Source organism: Streptomyces sp. SID4985 (assembly GCF_009863025.1).
In the GTDB taxonomy this organism is placed as follows: Bacteria; Actinomycetota; Actinomycetes; order Streptomycetales; family Streptomycetaceae; genus Streptomyces.
On sequence record NZ_WWIR01000660.1, the window covers coordinates 17,714 to 33,151 of the forward strand.

At 70.7% G+C, this 15,438-nt stretch carries 14 protein-coding genes; 9 read left to right on the forward strand and 5 right to left on the reverse strand.

Translation table 11 applies throughout. The features are described 5' to 3' along the window. Positions 1-10: 10 nt before the first annotated feature. A complete protein-coding gene (locus tag GTW40_RS28635) occupies positions 11-289 on the forward strand; it encodes a hypothetical protein (RefSeq protein WP_161183036.1) in 279 nt (92 codons plus the stop codon). A gap of 102 nt (positions 290-391) precedes the next feature. Here the strand turns inward: GTW40_RS28635 and GTW40_RS28640 are convergent, their stop codons facing one another. After that, entirely contained in the window at positions 392-661 is a 270-nt protein-coding gene (locus GTW40_RS28640) for a hypothetical protein (protein WP_161183037.1), read from the reverse strand. Between the two features lie 932 nt (positions 662-1,593). Between GTW40_RS28640 and GTW40_RS28645 the strand changes: the two genes are divergently transcribed. The 4 genes from GTW40_RS28645 (at position 1,594) to GTW40_RS33405 (ending at position 5,199) form a co-directional block, all read left to right on the forward strand. Continuing rightward, entirely contained in the window at positions 1,594-1,806 is a 213-nt protein-coding gene (locus tag GTW40_RS28645) for a hypothetical protein (RefSeq protein ID WP_161183038.1), read from the forward strand. 218 nt (positions 1,807-2,024) lie between these two features. Next, a complete protein-coding gene (locus GTW40_RS28650) occupies positions 2,025-4,034 on the forward strand; it encodes a M50 family metallopeptidase (protein WP_202486536.1) in 2,010 nt (669 codons plus the stop codon). Between the two features lie 38 nt (positions 4,035-4,072). After that, positions 4,073-4,735 carry a hypothetical protein gene (locus GTW40_RS28655; RefSeq protein WP_237525784.1) on the forward strand — a complete coding sequence of 221 codons (663 nt, stop codon included), beginning with the start codon at positions 4,073-4,075 and terminating at the stop codon, positions 4,733-4,735. A 197-nt stretch (positions 4,736-4,932) separates the two neighbouring features. Next, entirely contained in the window at positions 4,933-5,199 is a 267-nt protein-coding gene (locus GTW40_RS33405) for a helix-turn-helix domain-containing protein (protein ID WP_161183041.1), read from the forward strand. 400 nt (positions 5,200-5,599) lie between these two features. Here the strand turns inward: GTW40_RS33405 and GTW40_RS33640 are convergent, their stop codons facing one another. The 3 genes from GTW40_RS33640 to GTW40_RS28675 form a co-directional block, all read right to left on the reverse strand. Next, positions 5,600-5,725, reverse strand: a complete 126-nt coding sequence (locus GTW40_RS33640) for a hypothetical protein (protein WP_272919049.1) — start codon at positions 5,723-5,725, stop codon at positions 5,600-5,602. A gap of 14 nt (positions 5,726-5,739) precedes the next feature. Beyond that, the gene (locus GTW40_RS28670; protein WP_202486537.1) at positions 5,740-6,183 is read right to left on the reverse strand and encodes a helix-turn-helix transcriptional regulator; all 444 of its coding nucleotides are present in this window, start codon (positions 6,181-6,183) and stop codon (positions 5,740-5,742) included. Between the two features lie 84 nt (positions 6,184-6,267). Then, complete coding sequence (locus tag GTW40_RS28675; protein ID WP_161183043.1) at positions 6,268-9,918, reverse strand: hypothetical protein; 3,651 nt, start codon at positions 9,916-9,918, stop codon at positions 6,268-6,270. A 175-nt stretch (positions 9,919-10,093) separates the two neighbouring features. Here GTW40_RS28675 and GTW40_RS33410 point away from each other — a divergent pair, with 175 nt between their 5' ends. Next, positions 10,094-10,501, forward strand: a complete 408-nt coding sequence (locus GTW40_RS33410; RefSeq protein ID WP_237525785.1) for a hypothetical protein — start codon at positions 10,094-10,096, stop codon at positions 10,499-10,501. A gap of 101 nt (positions 10,502-10,602) precedes the next feature. Here GTW40_RS33410 and GTW40_RS28685 read toward each other — a convergent pair whose 3' ends face one another. After that, the gene (locus GTW40_RS28685; RefSeq protein ID WP_161183051.1) at positions 10,603-12,135 is read right to left on the reverse strand and encodes an MFS transporter; all 1,533 of its coding nucleotides are present in this window, start codon (positions 12,133-12,135) and stop codon (positions 10,603-10,605) included. A gap of 359 nt (positions 12,136-12,494) precedes the next feature. Here GTW40_RS28685 and mgrA point away from each other — a divergent pair, with 359 nt between their 5' ends. The 3 genes from mgrA to GTW40_RS28700 form a co-directional block, all read left to right on the forward strand. After that, positions 12,495-13,541 carry an L-glyceraldehyde 3-phosphate reductase gene (mgrA, locus tag GTW40_RS28690; protein WP_161183044.1) on the forward strand — a complete coding sequence of 349 codons (1,047 nt, stop codon included), beginning with the start codon at positions 12,495-12,497 and terminating at the stop codon, positions 13,539-13,541. Positions 13,542-13,744: 203 nt separating this feature from the next. Then, positions 13,745-14,230 (forward strand): cation:proton antiporter regulatory subunit, encoded by a 486-nt coding sequence (locus GTW40_RS28695; protein ID WP_161183045.1) that lies wholly within the window; start codon positions 13,745-13,747, stop codon positions 14,228-14,230. 5 nt (positions 14,231-14,235) lie between these two features. Beyond that, the coding region (locus GTW40_RS28700) for a cation:proton antiporter (protein WP_161183046.1) at positions 14,236-15,438 on the forward strand (1,203 nt) is incomplete at its 3' end.

The following is a 15,438-nucleotide window of genomic DNA, read 5'->3' on the forward strand; positions in this document are numbered from 1 at the left end:
GGGGTTGCTCGTGCTGTTCGTGCACGGAGCTTCGGTGACGGCGGTGGTCCGCGGCAGTACTGGTGAGCCGGTGGTGTTGATCTCGGAACAGCCGTTTCCGGGGGCTACCGGGTCACACCGGACGGATTTGATCAATACTGATTTGGCCAATGCGGCCCGCGCCGTTCTGGACGCGGCGGAATTCCGCGTGTTCGAGAGAGTGACGGCGGGGTGGGGGACGGGAGTTCCCGACAGGTTCGTGACTATGGACGGGGATGTCCTGTCCGTGTTCGAGGTGCGGGTCGACTGACGATTCGGCCTGCCACGCACTCACAAGCGAAAACGTTCCCCGCATGACGGCGCCGCCCGCCACCGGTCCTTCCGGTGGCGGGCGGCGCGGGCCTTCTCCGGACTACCGGCGCCAGCGCGGGAAGCAGTCCCGGTAGTTGTCGTAGCGGTCCCAGCCGTTGCGGTGGTCGCAGTGACGGCGCCAGTCGTCGTAGCGGCGGCAGTCGCGGCCGTTGTAGTGGTAACGACCGTGGCGGTAGTCGTCGTTCCGCCAGTGGTCGTGGTTCTGCGCGGGCAGCGTGCGGTACGCCGATGCCACCGGGGTCGAGGCGGCGGAGATCGGAGCGGCGGCCGCCTGCGTCGAGAGCGGCACCACGACAACGCCGGCCGTCAAGACTGCTCCGGCCACCGCCTTAGCGAAGGTCTTCACCTAAATTCCTTTCGGACATCAGGGTTTCGGGTTCGGCCCTGTTGATGCGGCTGACGCTACATCACCTTTCTCGCGCCTCAGGCAAGTCTCACGAGCGCCCGCTTTTCGCGCGGTGCTTTGACGTGAGTACGGAATCAGCAGCTCAGCGCCGGGTTCGAGGGAATTGCCTCCACACCCCTGACGATTCGACACCGAGCGTCCGAGCAGGTGAATTTACGGAAGCCCCGCCTGCTTCACCGCAGCTGACCAACGGTGATCGCCGACGTGAATACGGCCACTTCATCGCCCCGCCTATCGCGGAGTATCGCATCGAGAAAACAAATGGTCGCCGACAGGAGGGCGCGCCGATATCGCCCTATGCATTTCGAGGTACGCCCACGGTCGCCCGACGGCCCGTCACTTCCGTTGCCTCCCAGGCGAACCGCGCCAGCCCCAGCGACCGACGTGTCGGCGTGGCGGAGGCACCCCCACGACCTCCCGCCCCCACCCACACCGCCTCCCACCACCCAAGGGAACAGAGTGTCTATTTTGAAACTATGTCCGATATAGAGGATTTGCACTGTCAGATCCCTTTCGGCTACTGTCCGACGCCTCCGGACGAAACGTCCAGAGACTCTGGACAGCGAGTTGGCTGTATCACTGCGCGTTCCCTTCTCGCAGGCTCGCCGTTCAGACCCCTGTGACCGGGCTCCTTATGGCCCGGTCACAGGGGAAGCAGGGCCGCGAACCGGTTCGTCCGCCGCTGTCCGCCGGCTCGCCCGCTACCCCCTGGGCGAGCCGGCGCGGCGGCGGACACCAGGGAGCGGAGTGACAGGACAGGCGGGGTCGCCCATACGTCCCCAACGCGCCAACTCCTTTCACATACAGATCCGTTCAACGATGAAAGGTGCATCCAGATGAACATCGACCAGCTCGAGGCCGAGACCGCCGAACTGCTTCCGTCCCGCGAGGCGCTGGGCCGGTTCTCGTTCAACCTCACCAAGCTGACGAGCGTGACCAAGAAGGTCGCGACCATCGACGCCCACAACGAGTCCGCCGCGGTGAACCAGTACTCGCCGCTCGCCGTGGCCCAGTCCTCGGCCGCTCAGGGCATCAGCGTCCACCAGTAACAAGCCGGGCGGTGCGAGGAAACGGATCTGCCCGGCCCGTCCTCGCACCGCCCTCCCGAGTGCTGCTCGACAGCAGCGGGCTCTGCCCCTGCGTAAACGGTTCTCCTTCGCGCCTGCCCACGGGTACGGCCGCGGAGGAGAACCGTTCGGGCATCACCCCCCGGGCGCGGAGTACCGGCTCACGCGCCCCATCGACTTCCCCCGCAGTGGAGATCACCATGACGCCGTCCGGAGACGACCCGCTCATGGGCAGGGTGCGGGTACCCGCTCCCCGTCCCGGCCCGGACCATATCCAGGACCGGAACGAGGGCCACAGCGAGGACCGGGACGACGAGCAGGACCAGAGCCTGAACCACGGCCAGGGGTTCGCGGCGGAGCCGTCGGACCCGACCGTGACGACGCCGACGGCGCCGACGGCGGACCCGGCGCCCGACCCCGACACCGCCGCCCTCCATGTCCCCCACCCCAGTCCGGGTCTCGAACTGCTCGGTGAATACCGGGGATCGGGGTTCACCGAGCGCAAGTACATGGTGCGGCGGGCGGACGGCCAGATGCTGATGCTGTCCAGGCTGCTGTACCTGGTCGTCGGGTCCGTCGACGGTGTGCGCACCGCCGAGGCCGTGTCCCACCGGGTCAGTGGCCGCTACGGCGCCGAGGTCACCGCGCAGAACGTCATGTATCTGGTGGAGCGGCGGCTCACCCCGCTCGGGGTCACCCTTCCCGCCCCCGGCCAGGAGCAGGAGACGAAGCTTCCGCGCTCCGATCTGATGCTGGCGCTGCGCGGCCACCGGGTGATCTTCCGCGAGGAACAAGTGGCGCGGATCGCCTCCGCGTTGGCGTGGCTGCACTGGCCGCCGATGGTGGCGCTGATGCTGGCCGGGGTGGCCGCGGTCGACGTCTGGCTGTTCGCCGTCCACGGCGCGATCACCCCGCTGCTGCGGGTCCTGGAGCAGCCGGTGTGGATGATCACGCTGTTCGTGCTGACCGTGGCATCGCTGCTCTTCCACGAGTTCGGGCACGCCTCGGCCTGCCGCTACAGCGGCGCGGCACCGGGGAAGATCGGCTGCGGCATCTTCCTGATCTGGCCGTCGATGTACACGGACGTGACCGACGTGTACCGGGCGGGCCGGGCCGGCCGGCTGCGCACCGGCCTGGGCGGGGTGTACTTCAACGCCGTCTTCATGCTGGTGCTGGCGGCCGGGTACGCCCTGACCGGACAGCCCGTCTTCCTCGCGGCCCTCTACCTCACCCACTTCGAGGTCCTCGAACAGCTGATGCCGATCGTCCGGCTGGACGGCTACTACATCCTGGGGGACCTCGCGGGCGTGCCCGACCTGTTCGGCAGGATCAAGCCGGTCCTGCTGGACATGGTGCCGGGCCGCCGTCGTCGTACGGCCGCCGGGGCCCACGATCTCAACCGCCCCGCGCGGATCACGGTCACCGCCTGGGTTCTGGCGGTGATCCCGGTGCTGGCCGCCGAGACCGCGTACGTCCTGTGGAACCTGCCCCGGCTGCTGACCACCGCGGTACGCAGTCTCGCCCACCAGTGCGACGGCACGTACGCGGCCTTCGCCGACGGTCGTCCGGGCGCCGGGGTCGTGGGTGTCATCGGCACGCTGATGCTGCTGTGCCCGTTGGCCGGCGGCATCTATCTGGCCTGCCGGATCGGCGTCCGTCTGGCGCGAGCCGCGCTCCGTTCGACCCGGGACCGGCCCACGAAGCGCCTGGTCCTGGCGGCCGCGGTCGGCGTGGGCATCCTCGGTCTGACGTTCGCGTGGTGGCAGGGGCTCACCCCCCGGCCGCTCCCGGCGGCGGCACCGGTCACGCCCGTCCTGCAACCGGCCCCGCCCACAACCCGGCCCCCGCAGCCGACGCCCGAGCCCTCCAGCTCCCCTTCACCCTCCGTGTCGCGGCCGACGGCCACCCCTTCCGCCGTACGTCCGCTGCCCCGCCGTACGTCCGTCGCCCCCAGCCGCCCCGCGCGGCGCGCCGTACCGCCGGTCACCGCGACCGCGACGCCGGACGAGCCGCCGCGCTCCGCCTCGGCCCGTCCCACGACCGCGCCGCCGGAGCAACCCTCGCCGTCCTCCTCGGACGAGCCGGACCCCTCCGAGTCCGAGTCCGCGTCGGCGCCGCCCCTTCCGACCACCGTCCCGCCCACGTCCGCCCCGGCGAGCCCGACCGAGCCCACGGACGGACACCGCCCCCACCACAGGAGCCAGTCATGAAACATCGCAAGCCACACACCGGCCTTCTCAGGAGCCGGATGGCCGGAATCGGCGTGGCGGCCACCGCCGCGCTGGCCGCCACCGCCACCGTTCCCGCCACCGCCGTCACCCTCCCGACCGCGCCCACCGCCCCGAGCGGCGCGGCCGGCCGGGCGGCGGTCGCGGTGGACATCGCCAACTCCCGTGCCGACAGGACCCACATGTACGACTTCGACGAGAGTTTCCGTATCCACGAGTACGGCCCGACGGTCGCCGTCACCGCCAACAACCGTGCCACCGCCGTCTCGGCGGGCTGCTCGGCCGACGCCCCGTGCCGTTCGGTCGCGCTGTCCTTCCAGATCGTGACGACGGCGGGCAGCAACGCCCGGCTCATCAACGCCACCAACCTCAGCCGGGCGTTGAACGAGCACTGCGCGGGCTGCGAAACCCTGTCGGCGGCCTACCAGTTCGTGGTGGCCACTCCGCGCGAGTTCCATCTCAGCAACGCGTCGCGGTCCGAACTCGCCGGTATCGAGCGGCAGGTGGAGGCGCTGCGCACCTCGCGTCTGCCCATCGCCCGGATCAGGGAGCGGGCGGACGCGCTCGCGCAGCAGGTCAAGGTCATCCTCGACCGCGAGACGGCGCGTGCCCCGCGGGGCGACGCGCGTGATCCGCGCACCAACTTCGCGCCCACCGTGACCATGCACCGCCACATGCGCTGACCCCGGCCGGCCCGAGCGGGGCCCGGCGGCCGCGCACGCGGTGCCGGGCCCCGCGGCCCCCGGCGGAAACCGCCGTACCGCCGGACCGCCGGGCGGAAGTCGGCGCCCGCACCACCCGACCCGGAAGAGAAGTCAGGCTCCGCCCGTACGAGTTACCGGGCGACCGGCATGAAACCCGACACCGGAGACGTGACCCAGTGAGCCCACACCACCCCGAGCTGCGCGACCTCGCCATGGACCTCCTCTCGCAAGGGCGTCCCGCCAGGGAGATCGCGCAACGTCTGCGGATCTCGCCGCAGACCGTCTACCGCTGGCGCAGGACCCGCATCCCACGGCCCGAGGCGGCGCAGACCCGCAGCCGCATCGCGGAGTTGGAGCGGGAGATCCTCATGCACCGCAGGACGATCGAGGCCCTGAAAGACGCGATGCCCCCAAAAGGCGCTACGCGGTCGTTTCTCAAGTAGCCGCGCACGGACACCCGATCAGCAGACTCGTCGCTCTGCTCGGTGTCTCCGAGTCCGGCTACTACGCCTACCGGAAGCGACCGCCGTCACCCCGCGCCCTGCGCCACGCCTGGCTCACACAGCTGATTCTGACGATCCATCACGAGTCGGGCGCGTCCTACGGCTACCGCCGCATCCACCAGGAACTCCACGACCGCTACGGCGTCACGGTCAGCCACGGCACCGTCGAACATCTCATGCGTCAGGCCCGCATCCACGGCAGGACCGGCCGCACCGCCGCCCCCAACCCCTGACGGACAGGTATGAACACAGCAGCAGCCCCGCTCGGTACAGCGCACCCGTACCTCCCTGTTCACCCTGTGGCGGACACCGCCGGACCGCAGGCCCATCGCATCCGCCTCTACAGCGCGCTCGACACCCTGCGCGCCCCGCTCGGCGCCACCGACATCCAGGCCGTCTTCGACATCGCGGAACTGGACGCGGCCACCGTCCAGACGGTCATCGGCTGGATCACCGGCCCGCGCACCACGGGACCGTCGGCTACCCCGTTTCCTCCGCCCCTCCCTCCCCTCCCGCCTCTTCCCCCTCTTCCGCTCCCGCCGTCAGCAGGGATTCCACCAGGACCGCCACATGCCGTCGGTCCGCCGCGCTGAGCCGGCACACGCTCGCGATGAGGATCTCCACCTCGGGGTCGGCCTGTTCGGGCACCGACTCGTAGTAGAGGCTGACGCCCGCCGCCTCGGCCGCCGCGCGCCGCAGCGGCTCCACCGGGACGCCGAGGCCCCGGGCCAGACCCTCCAGCGTCGCCTCCTGGGGCATCCGCGCGAGCCGGGGCGCCGTCGCCAGGTGATGCACCGTGGAGCGTGAGATGCCTCCGCGCCGGGCCACATCGCCATAGGACCAGCCAAACCGATCCAACCTACTCCTGATCAGCTCCCGCAGCGAACTCGACACCACCGGCACATCCCATCGGAGACACAACATCCACCTGCCTAAGACCCAACGACCCGCCCCCCGAAGTCGTTCTGCCCCGCACCCCGGTCGAGTGGTGCGGGCTTGACACTCCCGTCACCGCCAGGCCGCCACGACACGGTCCAGCTCCGCACGCAGCCCCCGGTCCCGTACGACGGGACGCATCCAGTCGACGTCCGTGGGCCTCAGCTGCCACAGCCCGTCCCGGTCCAGGGTCAGAAGCAGGCGCTCGGCGTGCACGGCCAGCCAGTCGTCGGCCCCGAGGTCACGGGCGAGGCGGAGCAGGCCGATCATGAGCGTGGGCGGGCGGCGGTCCTCCGGGATGTGGCCGAGGAGGGTGAGGGCGGCGGCGAGAGTCGTCTCGGTGTCGTGTCGGCGGGCTCCCCGCCACAGGTGGGTGGTCGAGGCTTCCTTCAGCAGGCTCTCCAGTCGCAGTTCGGCCGTTCCGCCGTTGTCCAGCGCGGGCGCCTCGCGGCGGAACCGGCTGGTGATGTGGTGGAGTTCGGCGTGGGAGACGTCCCGGCGGGCGGCCAGCCGGGCAAGACAGTCGGCCAGCACCAGCCAGGTCCGGGCGGCGACCTCTCCGGACCCGGTGTGCTGGGGCGACGTCAGGGCGTCCAGCAGGGCGACGGCGGTTTCGACCGGCAACTCGTCTGCCGCGTCGCGTAGATGACGGGCCACGAGGTCAGCGGCGAGGGCGCGGTCGTCGCCGTGGAGCGCGCGCAGGCCGACGAGGACATTCGGGTGGAGTCCGTGCGGTGTCCGAGGGTCCGGGCGGCAGATGAGGGCGATCAGGTCGTGGGCCGCGGACATGCCGCTGTCGCCGTCGAAGCGGTACGTGGTGAACGCGTCCGGTACACGGTCGAGCAGGGGTGCCACGGCCTGGAGCAGACACTGGAGGTCGGTGTCCCAGGTGAAGGCCGCGAGGGCGTGCAGGCGTGCGGAGAGCGGCTGTTGCTCGACGATGCGTGCGGTGCCCGTGGGTTTTTCACGGTGGATCAGGTCGAGCGCCCAGGCCGGGTCGAGGGCGGCGGGCTCGGTGCCGGGCAGGACGGCGAGGTCGCGGTCGCGGGCGGCGCGGGCGGCGGGCTGGACGCGGAGCGAGGTGATGAAGGAGGTCCAGGACGCCTCCCCGAACTGTGAACGCCACAGGTGGGTCTGACGTTGCCAGCGGTCCATGGTGGCGTCGCCGCCGACGATCCGGGAGAGCGGCAGGGGGTTTGCGGCCCGGGCGGCCAGGAGCAGCAGGTTCGCGGTGTACACCGCGTCCTGTCGGGTGCGGTGAGGCGGGCCCGGACGGTAGAGGACTCGGGTACGGCGGGAGTCGTCCTCGACGGTCCGCCGGAAGAGAAGGCCCAGTAACTCGACCAGTTCGGAACGGTGTTGGGGAGGCAGCGGCGCGAGCAACTCCCCCACGTTGGCCAGGGCTTCCGCGCGGTCGCTCAGCGGTACGTGGGAGAGCAGCGCGTGGAGACGGCCGTCGTCGGTGTCCTTGCCGTCGATCAGCAGGCAGTGCAGTTCGTCGGTGATCAGGCGGGCGAGGAGGTACTCCCCGAAGGTGGCGTGCAGGAATTCGTAGGACCGCAGCTCCGTGTGCGTGACCACCGCCTGGGACTCGTGGATGAAGAAGAAGCGGCCGAACAGCAGCGGGGAGGGCTCGGGAACGTCACCGCCGAGGAGGACGGCCATGTCGTCTTCCGCCTCGTGCGCGGTGATGCTCTGCTTGCGGCGGTTGAACATGCCGGCCGCGATGACGGACAGGCGTTGCAGCTCGCGCTCGACGGCTTCCGTCCGGGCCGGTTGTGCACCTTGATGCTTGCTGACCTGGCGGCGGACGAACTCCGCCAACAGCCTTTCGTACAGGCCGAGTCGGTCGATCCCGGCGTCCTCCTGCCGCGAGAGCGCGTTGTCCGAGGCGTCGTACAGGGCCAACATCATCAACAGGAGTGGCTGGGAAGCGAGTTCGCGGTACGGTCGGACCGCCTCCGGCGTGAGCGGGCGCAGGCCGGTGTCGAGGAAGTACCGGCGGTTCGTGGCGTTCCACGTCCGCAGCCAGTGCGCGACACGGGCATCGTCGAACGGTTCCAGGCGGATCACCGTGCTGGTAGGGGGAGTTCGGGCCTGGTCGGCCACGACCGTGCGGCTGGTGACGATCACGGCGGTGGGGCGGCCCTGGTCGGTCTCGTTGCGCTGAAAGTGTTCCACTCCCAGCAGGTAGTCGTAGTGGCGCTGTCGGTCGGCCTGGTCGGCGGCGGCCTGGAGCAGTTCGTCGAAACCGTCCAGGAGGACGAGCCGGACGACGCCGGAGTCGGGGCCCGTGGCCTCGGCCCAGGGAGTGCGGCGGCCCGTCGAGCGCCACAGCGCTTCCTCGATCTGGTCCCGGATGTCCAAGTCGGCAGGCAGATGGCGGAGTTCCACGCGCTGACAGAAGAACTCCGAGGCAGGGAGGCGGGCGGCGATCAGCTTCGTGAGGAGGGACTTGCCGCTACCGGGGTGGCCTAGGACCACCAGGGGGCCATGCGTGGCGTCATCGGTCAGCAGGTATGCCGCCAGGAACTCCGCGAGGTCGTCCCGCAGCGGCATACGGAGCCACCAGTCTTCGCGGGACAAGCCGTGGGAGCCGGTGTACGAGGCGACACGGAAGGCGGGGTCGACGTAACCGGCCCCGAGGGTGGGGATGCGCGGCCCCACCGCTTCGCCTGCCGCGAGGGGCGCGCGTAGGAGATGACGGTGGTGGTCGGGTGCCTTGGCGCCTCCGGCGAACCGTTCGAGCAGGTCCGCGAGACCGGTGAGCGCGGTGGGGAGAGTATGGCCGGTGGAGGCTGGCGGCTCGACGGCCTCGGGCGGGTCCTCGGGGTGGGAGGTGAGGCGCAACTCGGGGCAGTCCCAGAGGACATGGTCGAGCAGGGTCTCGTAGCGGCGCCAGGCGGTCCGGGCCAGGTCTCCGGGGTCGATGTCACGGGCGCCGGTTCCACGGACGAGGTCGGCCGCGTACGAGTAGGCCGTCTCGATCTCGTGGCGGCGATCGGCCGGGGTGCCCACCCTCATGGAGCCGAGGGTGACGTGCTCCAGCTCGGTCACGATGTCGGCGGTGGGCGCGCCGTCGCGCGTCGGGTCCAGCTCGGGCTCGTACACGATGCCGTACTGCGCGACGGCCTGGCAGAACGCGCTCACGAGGACGACCAGGTCGGCCGCGCAGAGCAGGGCGGTGCGGGCGGTGCCGCGGCTCGCCCGGACCCGCTCCGCGAACCCCTCCAGCACCGGGCGCAGGTCGGCTCCGGTGCCGCCGGTCAGCCGCAGCGGCTCCAGGATCTCTTCGGCCAGACCGTGGAAGGCCGGGCGTCCGCCGGCCAGGATCTCGACCGCCCCGGCGAAGTCGGGGGCGACCTCGACGGGGGGTGGCGGCGCGGCGGAAGGGGGTTTCCCGGGGCGCTGCCTCCCGGTCCGCGGTACGGGAACAGCGGCGACGTTCGCCTCGACCTCCTCCAGCCGCAGCCGCCACCAGCCCCGGTCGAAGGTCAGTCCGGCGGGCGGGCGAGGACCACTGCGCGTGCGGCAGTAATCCACCACGCCGAGCACGTCGTCCCAGGTGGGCGGTGTGGCCCGTCGGGCGTTGAGGAGAGCCGAGACCGCCGGCTCGCTGCGGTGCAGGGCCCGCGCCAGGTCGCTCTGCGGGACTCCGCAGCCACGGACCAGCCGCCGGAGCAGTCCGCAGAAGTCCGCCACCGCGCCGGATGTCTCCCCCACCGCACACCCCCGCTCTTCGGGCTGCTTCCGCGCGGACGACGGACCGGTGCGGTCCCGGCCTGCGTCAACGCCTGCACGGTTTCGCGTACTTCCGCGTTCCCGAACCGAACGTCCCCTTGTTGCCAAGGTCATTGGGACACGCCACGTGCCGCCGCATCAAGAAGGAGACAAGCCCATGTCCCGGCTTTGCGCCGAACTGCCCGCGCTGTTGCTGACCTTGACCCTCCTGAGCGCCTTCGTCGGAGTGGTGCTGCCCGCCGTGTGGTCCGCCCGGCCGGACCGTCGGCGGGACGCGGCGCGCGTGCTCGGGCAACTGCTGGCGGGCCTGGGACCGGCCGCACGGCACTCCGCTCCGCTCGCGCCGTCCCAGGGCTCGCTGTACACAGAAATCATGAGTGACGAGACCGCTGCCCAGCTGTACCACCCGGGGGACGTCGTTCCCGCCTCCGGGATCTACGAGTGCGACTGCGCCCGGGCGCACGAGTACAGCACCGACGTGAAGGGCCACCGCTTCCCGCCGCTGCGGCACGACTGCGGTGGACAGGGGTGGCGGCTCAAATCGGCCACCCCCTCGGGTGCCTGAGGCTCACGCCGAAGCCCGCGACCCGACCGCGTCCCGCGACCGCCCGGGGCGGGAAACCCGTCCCGGCCCTCAGCCCCGCACCCAGCCGCCCCTCGACCGCCTCACCCCCGCCCCGTCCCCGCCCGCTCCTGCGCCAGCGCGTACAGCTCCTTCGACGTCGTGATCAGCTCGCGCCGCTCCTCCCGCGACCCCACCATCGGCCGGGAGCCGTTGAGCGGTACCTGTGCGGTCTCGGGGAGGAACCTGACGGTCACGAGGCCGATGAGGCCCGCCAGCATCAGGTAGTACGCGGGCATCAGATCGTCGCCCGTGATGTCGACCAGCGCGGCGGTGACAAGCGGGGTCGTGCCGCCGAAGGCCGCGACGGCGAAGTTGAAGCCGATGCCCATGGCCGCGTAGCGGACGGCGGTGGGGAACAGGGCGGGCAGGGTGGCCGCGCTGGGGGCGGCGAAGCAGGCGAGCAGGGTGGCGAGGATCAGCACGCCGAGGATCGGCAGCCAGGTCCCGTGGGCCTTGATCAGCAGGAACGCCGGGATGGCGAGGATGATCATCGCGGCCGCGGCCCAGCCGTACAGCGGGCGTCGGCCCACCCGGTCGCTGAGGCGGCCGAGGAAGGTGATCAGGATGACGATCCACACCATGCCGATGAGCACGAGGACGTCGGCGGAACTACTGGAACGTTTCAGCGTCTCGGTCTGGTAGGTCGGCAGATAACCGGTGACCATGTAGTTGGTGACGTTGTAGAGCAGGACCAGGCCCATACAGATGAGCAGTCCGCGCCAGTGCCGCTGGATGATGTCCTTGAACTCGCTGCCCGCCGACTCCTGCGCCAGGCTCTTCTCGTGCTCGTCCAGCTGTTGCTGGAAGGCCGGGGACTCCTCCAGCTTGAGCCGCATATAGAGGCCGATCACACCGAGCGGCCCGGCGACCAGGAACGGGATGCGCCAGCCCCAGGAGAGCATCTGGGCGTCGGTGAGCCACAGGTTGAGCGCCGTCACCAGGGCCGAGCCGAGGGCGTAGCCGACGAAGGTGCCGAAGTCGAGCCAGCTGGAGAGGAAGCCGCGCCTGCGGTCGGGTGAGTACTCGGCGACGAACGTGGTCGCGCCGCCGTACTCCCCTCCGGTGGAGAAGCCCTGCACCATGCGGGCCACCAGGAGCAGGATCGGCGCGGCGATGCCGATCGAGGCGTAACCGGGGATGACGCCGATGGCGAAGGTGCCGAGGGCCATCATGATCATGGTGGTGGCCAGCACCTTCTGCCGCCCGAGCCGGTCGCCGAGCGGGCCGAAGAAGAGGCCGCCGAGGGGCCGTACGACGAACGCGGCGGCGAAGGTCGCGAACGAGGAGATGACCTGCGCGCCCGGGGAGGCGCCGGGGAAGAAGACCTTGCCGATGGTGGCGGCGAGATAGCTGTAGACGCCGAAGTCGAACCACTCCATGCAGTTGCCGAGCGCCGAGGCACCGACGGCCCGCTTCAGCAGGGGGCGCTCGACGACCTGGACGTCCTCCTTGCCGAAGGCGCCCCGGTTGCGGCGCAGTCTGCGGGTCAGCTCCTCACGGACCTGGTGCGGCAGCGCCATGACGGCCTGCGATGCCTTCGTTCCCGTCCTGTGCGGTCGTTGACCGTCGGACATCGCACCGCTCACGTGCCGCTCCCTTCACCGCCGGTACTGCCGTTGTGCGGGCACCCCGGCGGCACCGGGTCATTGCCCTGTGCCTCATCCTGGTGCCCTCGGCCGCACACGTCACACCGACAACAGGCACATGGGGGAACCGCACACTCGCGGGTGGGAAATGCCGGGCCTGACGCACATAGGTGATTCAGCCCCCGCCTCACCGCGCACCGGTCATGCAGCCCCACAGGCGATTAAGAAGTCGGGGCGCTCAATTCCATGACAGACGGCGGTTGGACTTCCGAATCTTGAAGGCGCAGGGTGGACCAGCCCCTATTTGTCTCGGGGCACCCCCTACGGCACCACCCGGAGAACACCCGATGAACCACGTCGCGGACCCCGCTCGCTACGACGGCACCATGCGCTACCGGCGCACCGGCCGCTCGGGGCTGGACCTCCCCCTGCTGTCCCTGGGCTACTGGCACAACTTCGGCGACGACCGCCCCTTCGAGTCCCAGCGCGAGATCGCGCTGCGCGCCTTCGACCTCGGGATCACCCACCACGACCTGGCGAACAACTACGGTCCGCCCTACGGCTCGGCGGAGATCAACTTCGGCCGGCTGATGAAGCAGGACCTCGCGCCGTACCGCGACGAGATGGTGATCTCCACCAAGGCGGGCTGGGACATGTGGCCCGGACCCTACGGTCAGGGCGGTGGCTCGCGGAAGTATGTGCTGGCCTCCCTGGACCAGTCGCTGAAGCGTATGGGCCTGGACTATGTGGACATCTTCTACTCCCACCGACTGGACGCCAGCACCCCGCTCGAGGAGACCATGGGGGCGCTCGACACGGCCGTCCGCCAGGGCAAGGCGCTCTATGTGGGCATCTCCTCCTACGACGCCGAGCGCACCCGGCAGGCCGCGGCCATCCTCCGCGAGCTGGGCACGCCGATGCTGATCCACCAGCCGTCGTACAGCATGCTCAACCGCTGGATCGAGACGGACGGCCTGCTGGAGGCGGCCGAGGAGGAGGGCTTCGGCGTCATCGGCTTCACGGCGCTGGCGCAGGGCCTGCTGACCGGCCGCTACCTCGACGGGGTGCCGCAGGACTCGCGGGCCGCGCAGGGCAAGTCCTTCGACCCGGCCTGGCTGACCGAGGAGATGCGGGGCCGGCTGCGCGCCCTGAACGACATCGCCGCCCGGCGCGGCCAGACCCTCGCCCAGATGGCGCTGGCCTGGGCGCTGCGGGACGAGCGGGTGACCTCGCTGGTCATCGGCGCCTCACGGGTGGAGCAGCTGGAGCAGAACGTGGCGGCGCTGGAGAACCTGGAGTTCACCGCCGAGGAGCTGGCCGAAATCGACAAGTACGCCACCGACGGCGGCGTCGACCTGTGGCGGGAGGCCCGGCTGGGCACCATGGGCGGCTGAGCCCCCCCCCTGACCCCTGGCTCCCGGCGTCCGGACGTTTTACCCTCCCCCTGTTTTCGGCAGTCGACCGACCTCCGAAACAGGGGGCAAAAGGCATATATACCACCTGACCAGGCCGTTTCCCCCCATGGCCGCGCACCGTCAAGATAAGGTGCCGGTAATGGCCACTTCAAGAAACAGTCAAGTCAGTCAGGGGGGTCGCCATGGGCGCCGCGCGCACGAGTAGGACACCACTGCCGGGAATCGGCGTCCGGTACGACCTCACCAGCAAGGAACGGCGCCGCCTCTCGGTGGTGGCCCACCGGGACGGGTCACGCACACTCAGCGCCTACCGCGAGGACGACCCCGACGCCTGCGCGCTCTCGGTCCAGCTGACCGGCGCGGAGGCGGACGCCCTCGCCGGGGCGCTGAAGCCGACGCACCACAGCCCGAGCCTGCTGTCCACGACCGAGCTGGGCCTGGTGGCGGAGCGGATCTCGCTGTCCTCGGTCTCGCACTGGAACGGACGGCTGCTCGGCGACACGCGGATGCGCACCGAGACCGGCGTGTCGATCGTGGCGGTGCTGCGCCGCGCGGACGCCATCCCCTCTCCCGGCCCCGGCTTCCGGCTGGCCGGCGGGGACACGCTCATCGTGATCGGCACCCGCGAGGGCGTCGACGCGGCCGCGGCCATCCTCGGCAGGGAGTGATCGGGATGCACTCCTCCGCGGTCTTCCTGATCGAATTCGGCGCCATCATCCTGGCCCTCGGGCTGCTCGGCCGCCTCGCCGCCCGGCTGCGCTTCTCGCCCATCCCCCTCTATCTGCTGGCGGGCCTCGCCTTCGGGGAAGGCGGTCTGCTGCCCCTCGGCGCGAGCGAGGAGTTCGTGGCGATCGGCGCCGAGATCGGCGTGATCCTGCTGCTGCTCATGCTGGGCCTGGAGTACACGGCGGGCGATCTCGTCTCCAACCTGCGGACGCAGTACCCGGCGGGACTCGTGGACGCCGCGCTCAACGCGCTGCCCGGCGCCGCGATGGCCCTGATACTCGGCTGGGGCCCCATCGCCGCCGTGGTCCTCGCGGGCATCACCTGGATCTCGTCCTCCGGCGTCATCGCCAAGGTCCTCGGCGACCTGGGGCGTCTCGGCAACCGCGAGACACCGGTGATCCTCAGCATCCTCGTCCTCGAGGATCTGTCGATGGCGGTCTATCTGCCGGTGATCACCGCACTGCTGGCCGGGACCGGGCTCGCGGCGGGCAGCGTCACGCTCGCCGTGGCGCTCGGCGTCGCCGGGATCGTCCTGCTGGTCGCGGTGCGCTACGGCCGGGTCATCTCGCGGTTCGTCTCCAGCGACGACCCGGAGAAGCTGCTCCTTGTCGTGCTGGGCCTGACCCTGCTGGTCGCGGGCGTGGCACAGAAGCTCCAGGTGTCGGCGGCGGTGGGCGCCTTCCTGGTGGGCATCGCGCTCTCCGGCGAGGTCGCCGAGGGCGCCCACAATCTGCTGGCGCCGCTGCGGGACCTGTTCGCGGCCGTGTTCTTCGTGTTCTTCGGCCTGCACACCGACCCGGCCAGCATCCCGCCGGTGCTGCTGCCCGCGCTCGCGCTGGCCGTCGTCACCGCCCTCACCAAGATCGCCACGGGTTACTGGGCGGCGCGGAGAGCGGGGGTGTCCGAACGCGGCCGGTGGCGGGCGGGCGGCACGCTGGTGGCGCGCGGGGAGTTCTCCATCGTCATCGCCGGACTCGCCGTCACCTCGGGGATCGATTCCCGGCTCGGCCCGCTGGCCACGGCGTATGTGCTGATCCTGGTCGTCGTCGGCCCGCTGACCGCCCGCTACACCGACACGGTCGCGATGCGGCTGACCCGGTGGCGACGCGCGCGCCCGGCGCAGGCGCCGGTGGAGGCGGCGGCCGAGGCC

Coding starts and splice junctions, on each gene's coding strand:
- GTW40_RS28645 (WP_161183038.1), top strand. CDS start 1,594: ATGAACATCGACCAGCTCGAGGCCGAGACCGCCGAACTGCTTCCGTCC.
- GTW40_RS28650 (WP_202486536.1), top strand. CDS start 2,025: ATGACGCCGTCCGGAGACGACCCGCTCATGGGCAGGGTGCGGGTACCC.
- GTW40_RS28655 (WP_237525784.1), top strand. CDS start 4,073: ATGGCCGGAATCGGCGTGGCGGCCACCGCCGCGCTGGCCGCCACCGCC.
- GTW40_RS28670 (WP_202486537.1), bottom strand. CDS start 6,183: ATGTTGTGTCTCCGATGGGATGTGCCGGTGGTGTCGAGTTCGCTGCGG.
- GTW40_RS33410 (WP_237525785.1), top strand. CDS start 10,094: ATGTCCCGGCTTTGCGCCGAACTGCCCGCGCTGTTGCTGACCTTGACC.
- GTW40_RS28685 (WP_161183051.1), bottom strand. CDS start 12,135: ATGTCCGACGGTCAACGACCGCACAGGACGGGAACGAAGGCATCGCAG.
- mgrA (WP_161183044.1), top strand. CDS start 12,495: ATGAACCACGTCGCGGACCCCGCTCGCTACGACGGCACCATGCGCTAC.
- GTW40_RS28695 (WP_161183045.1), top strand. CDS start 13,745: ATGGGCGCCGCGCGCACGAGTAGGACACCACTGCCGGGAATCGGCGTC.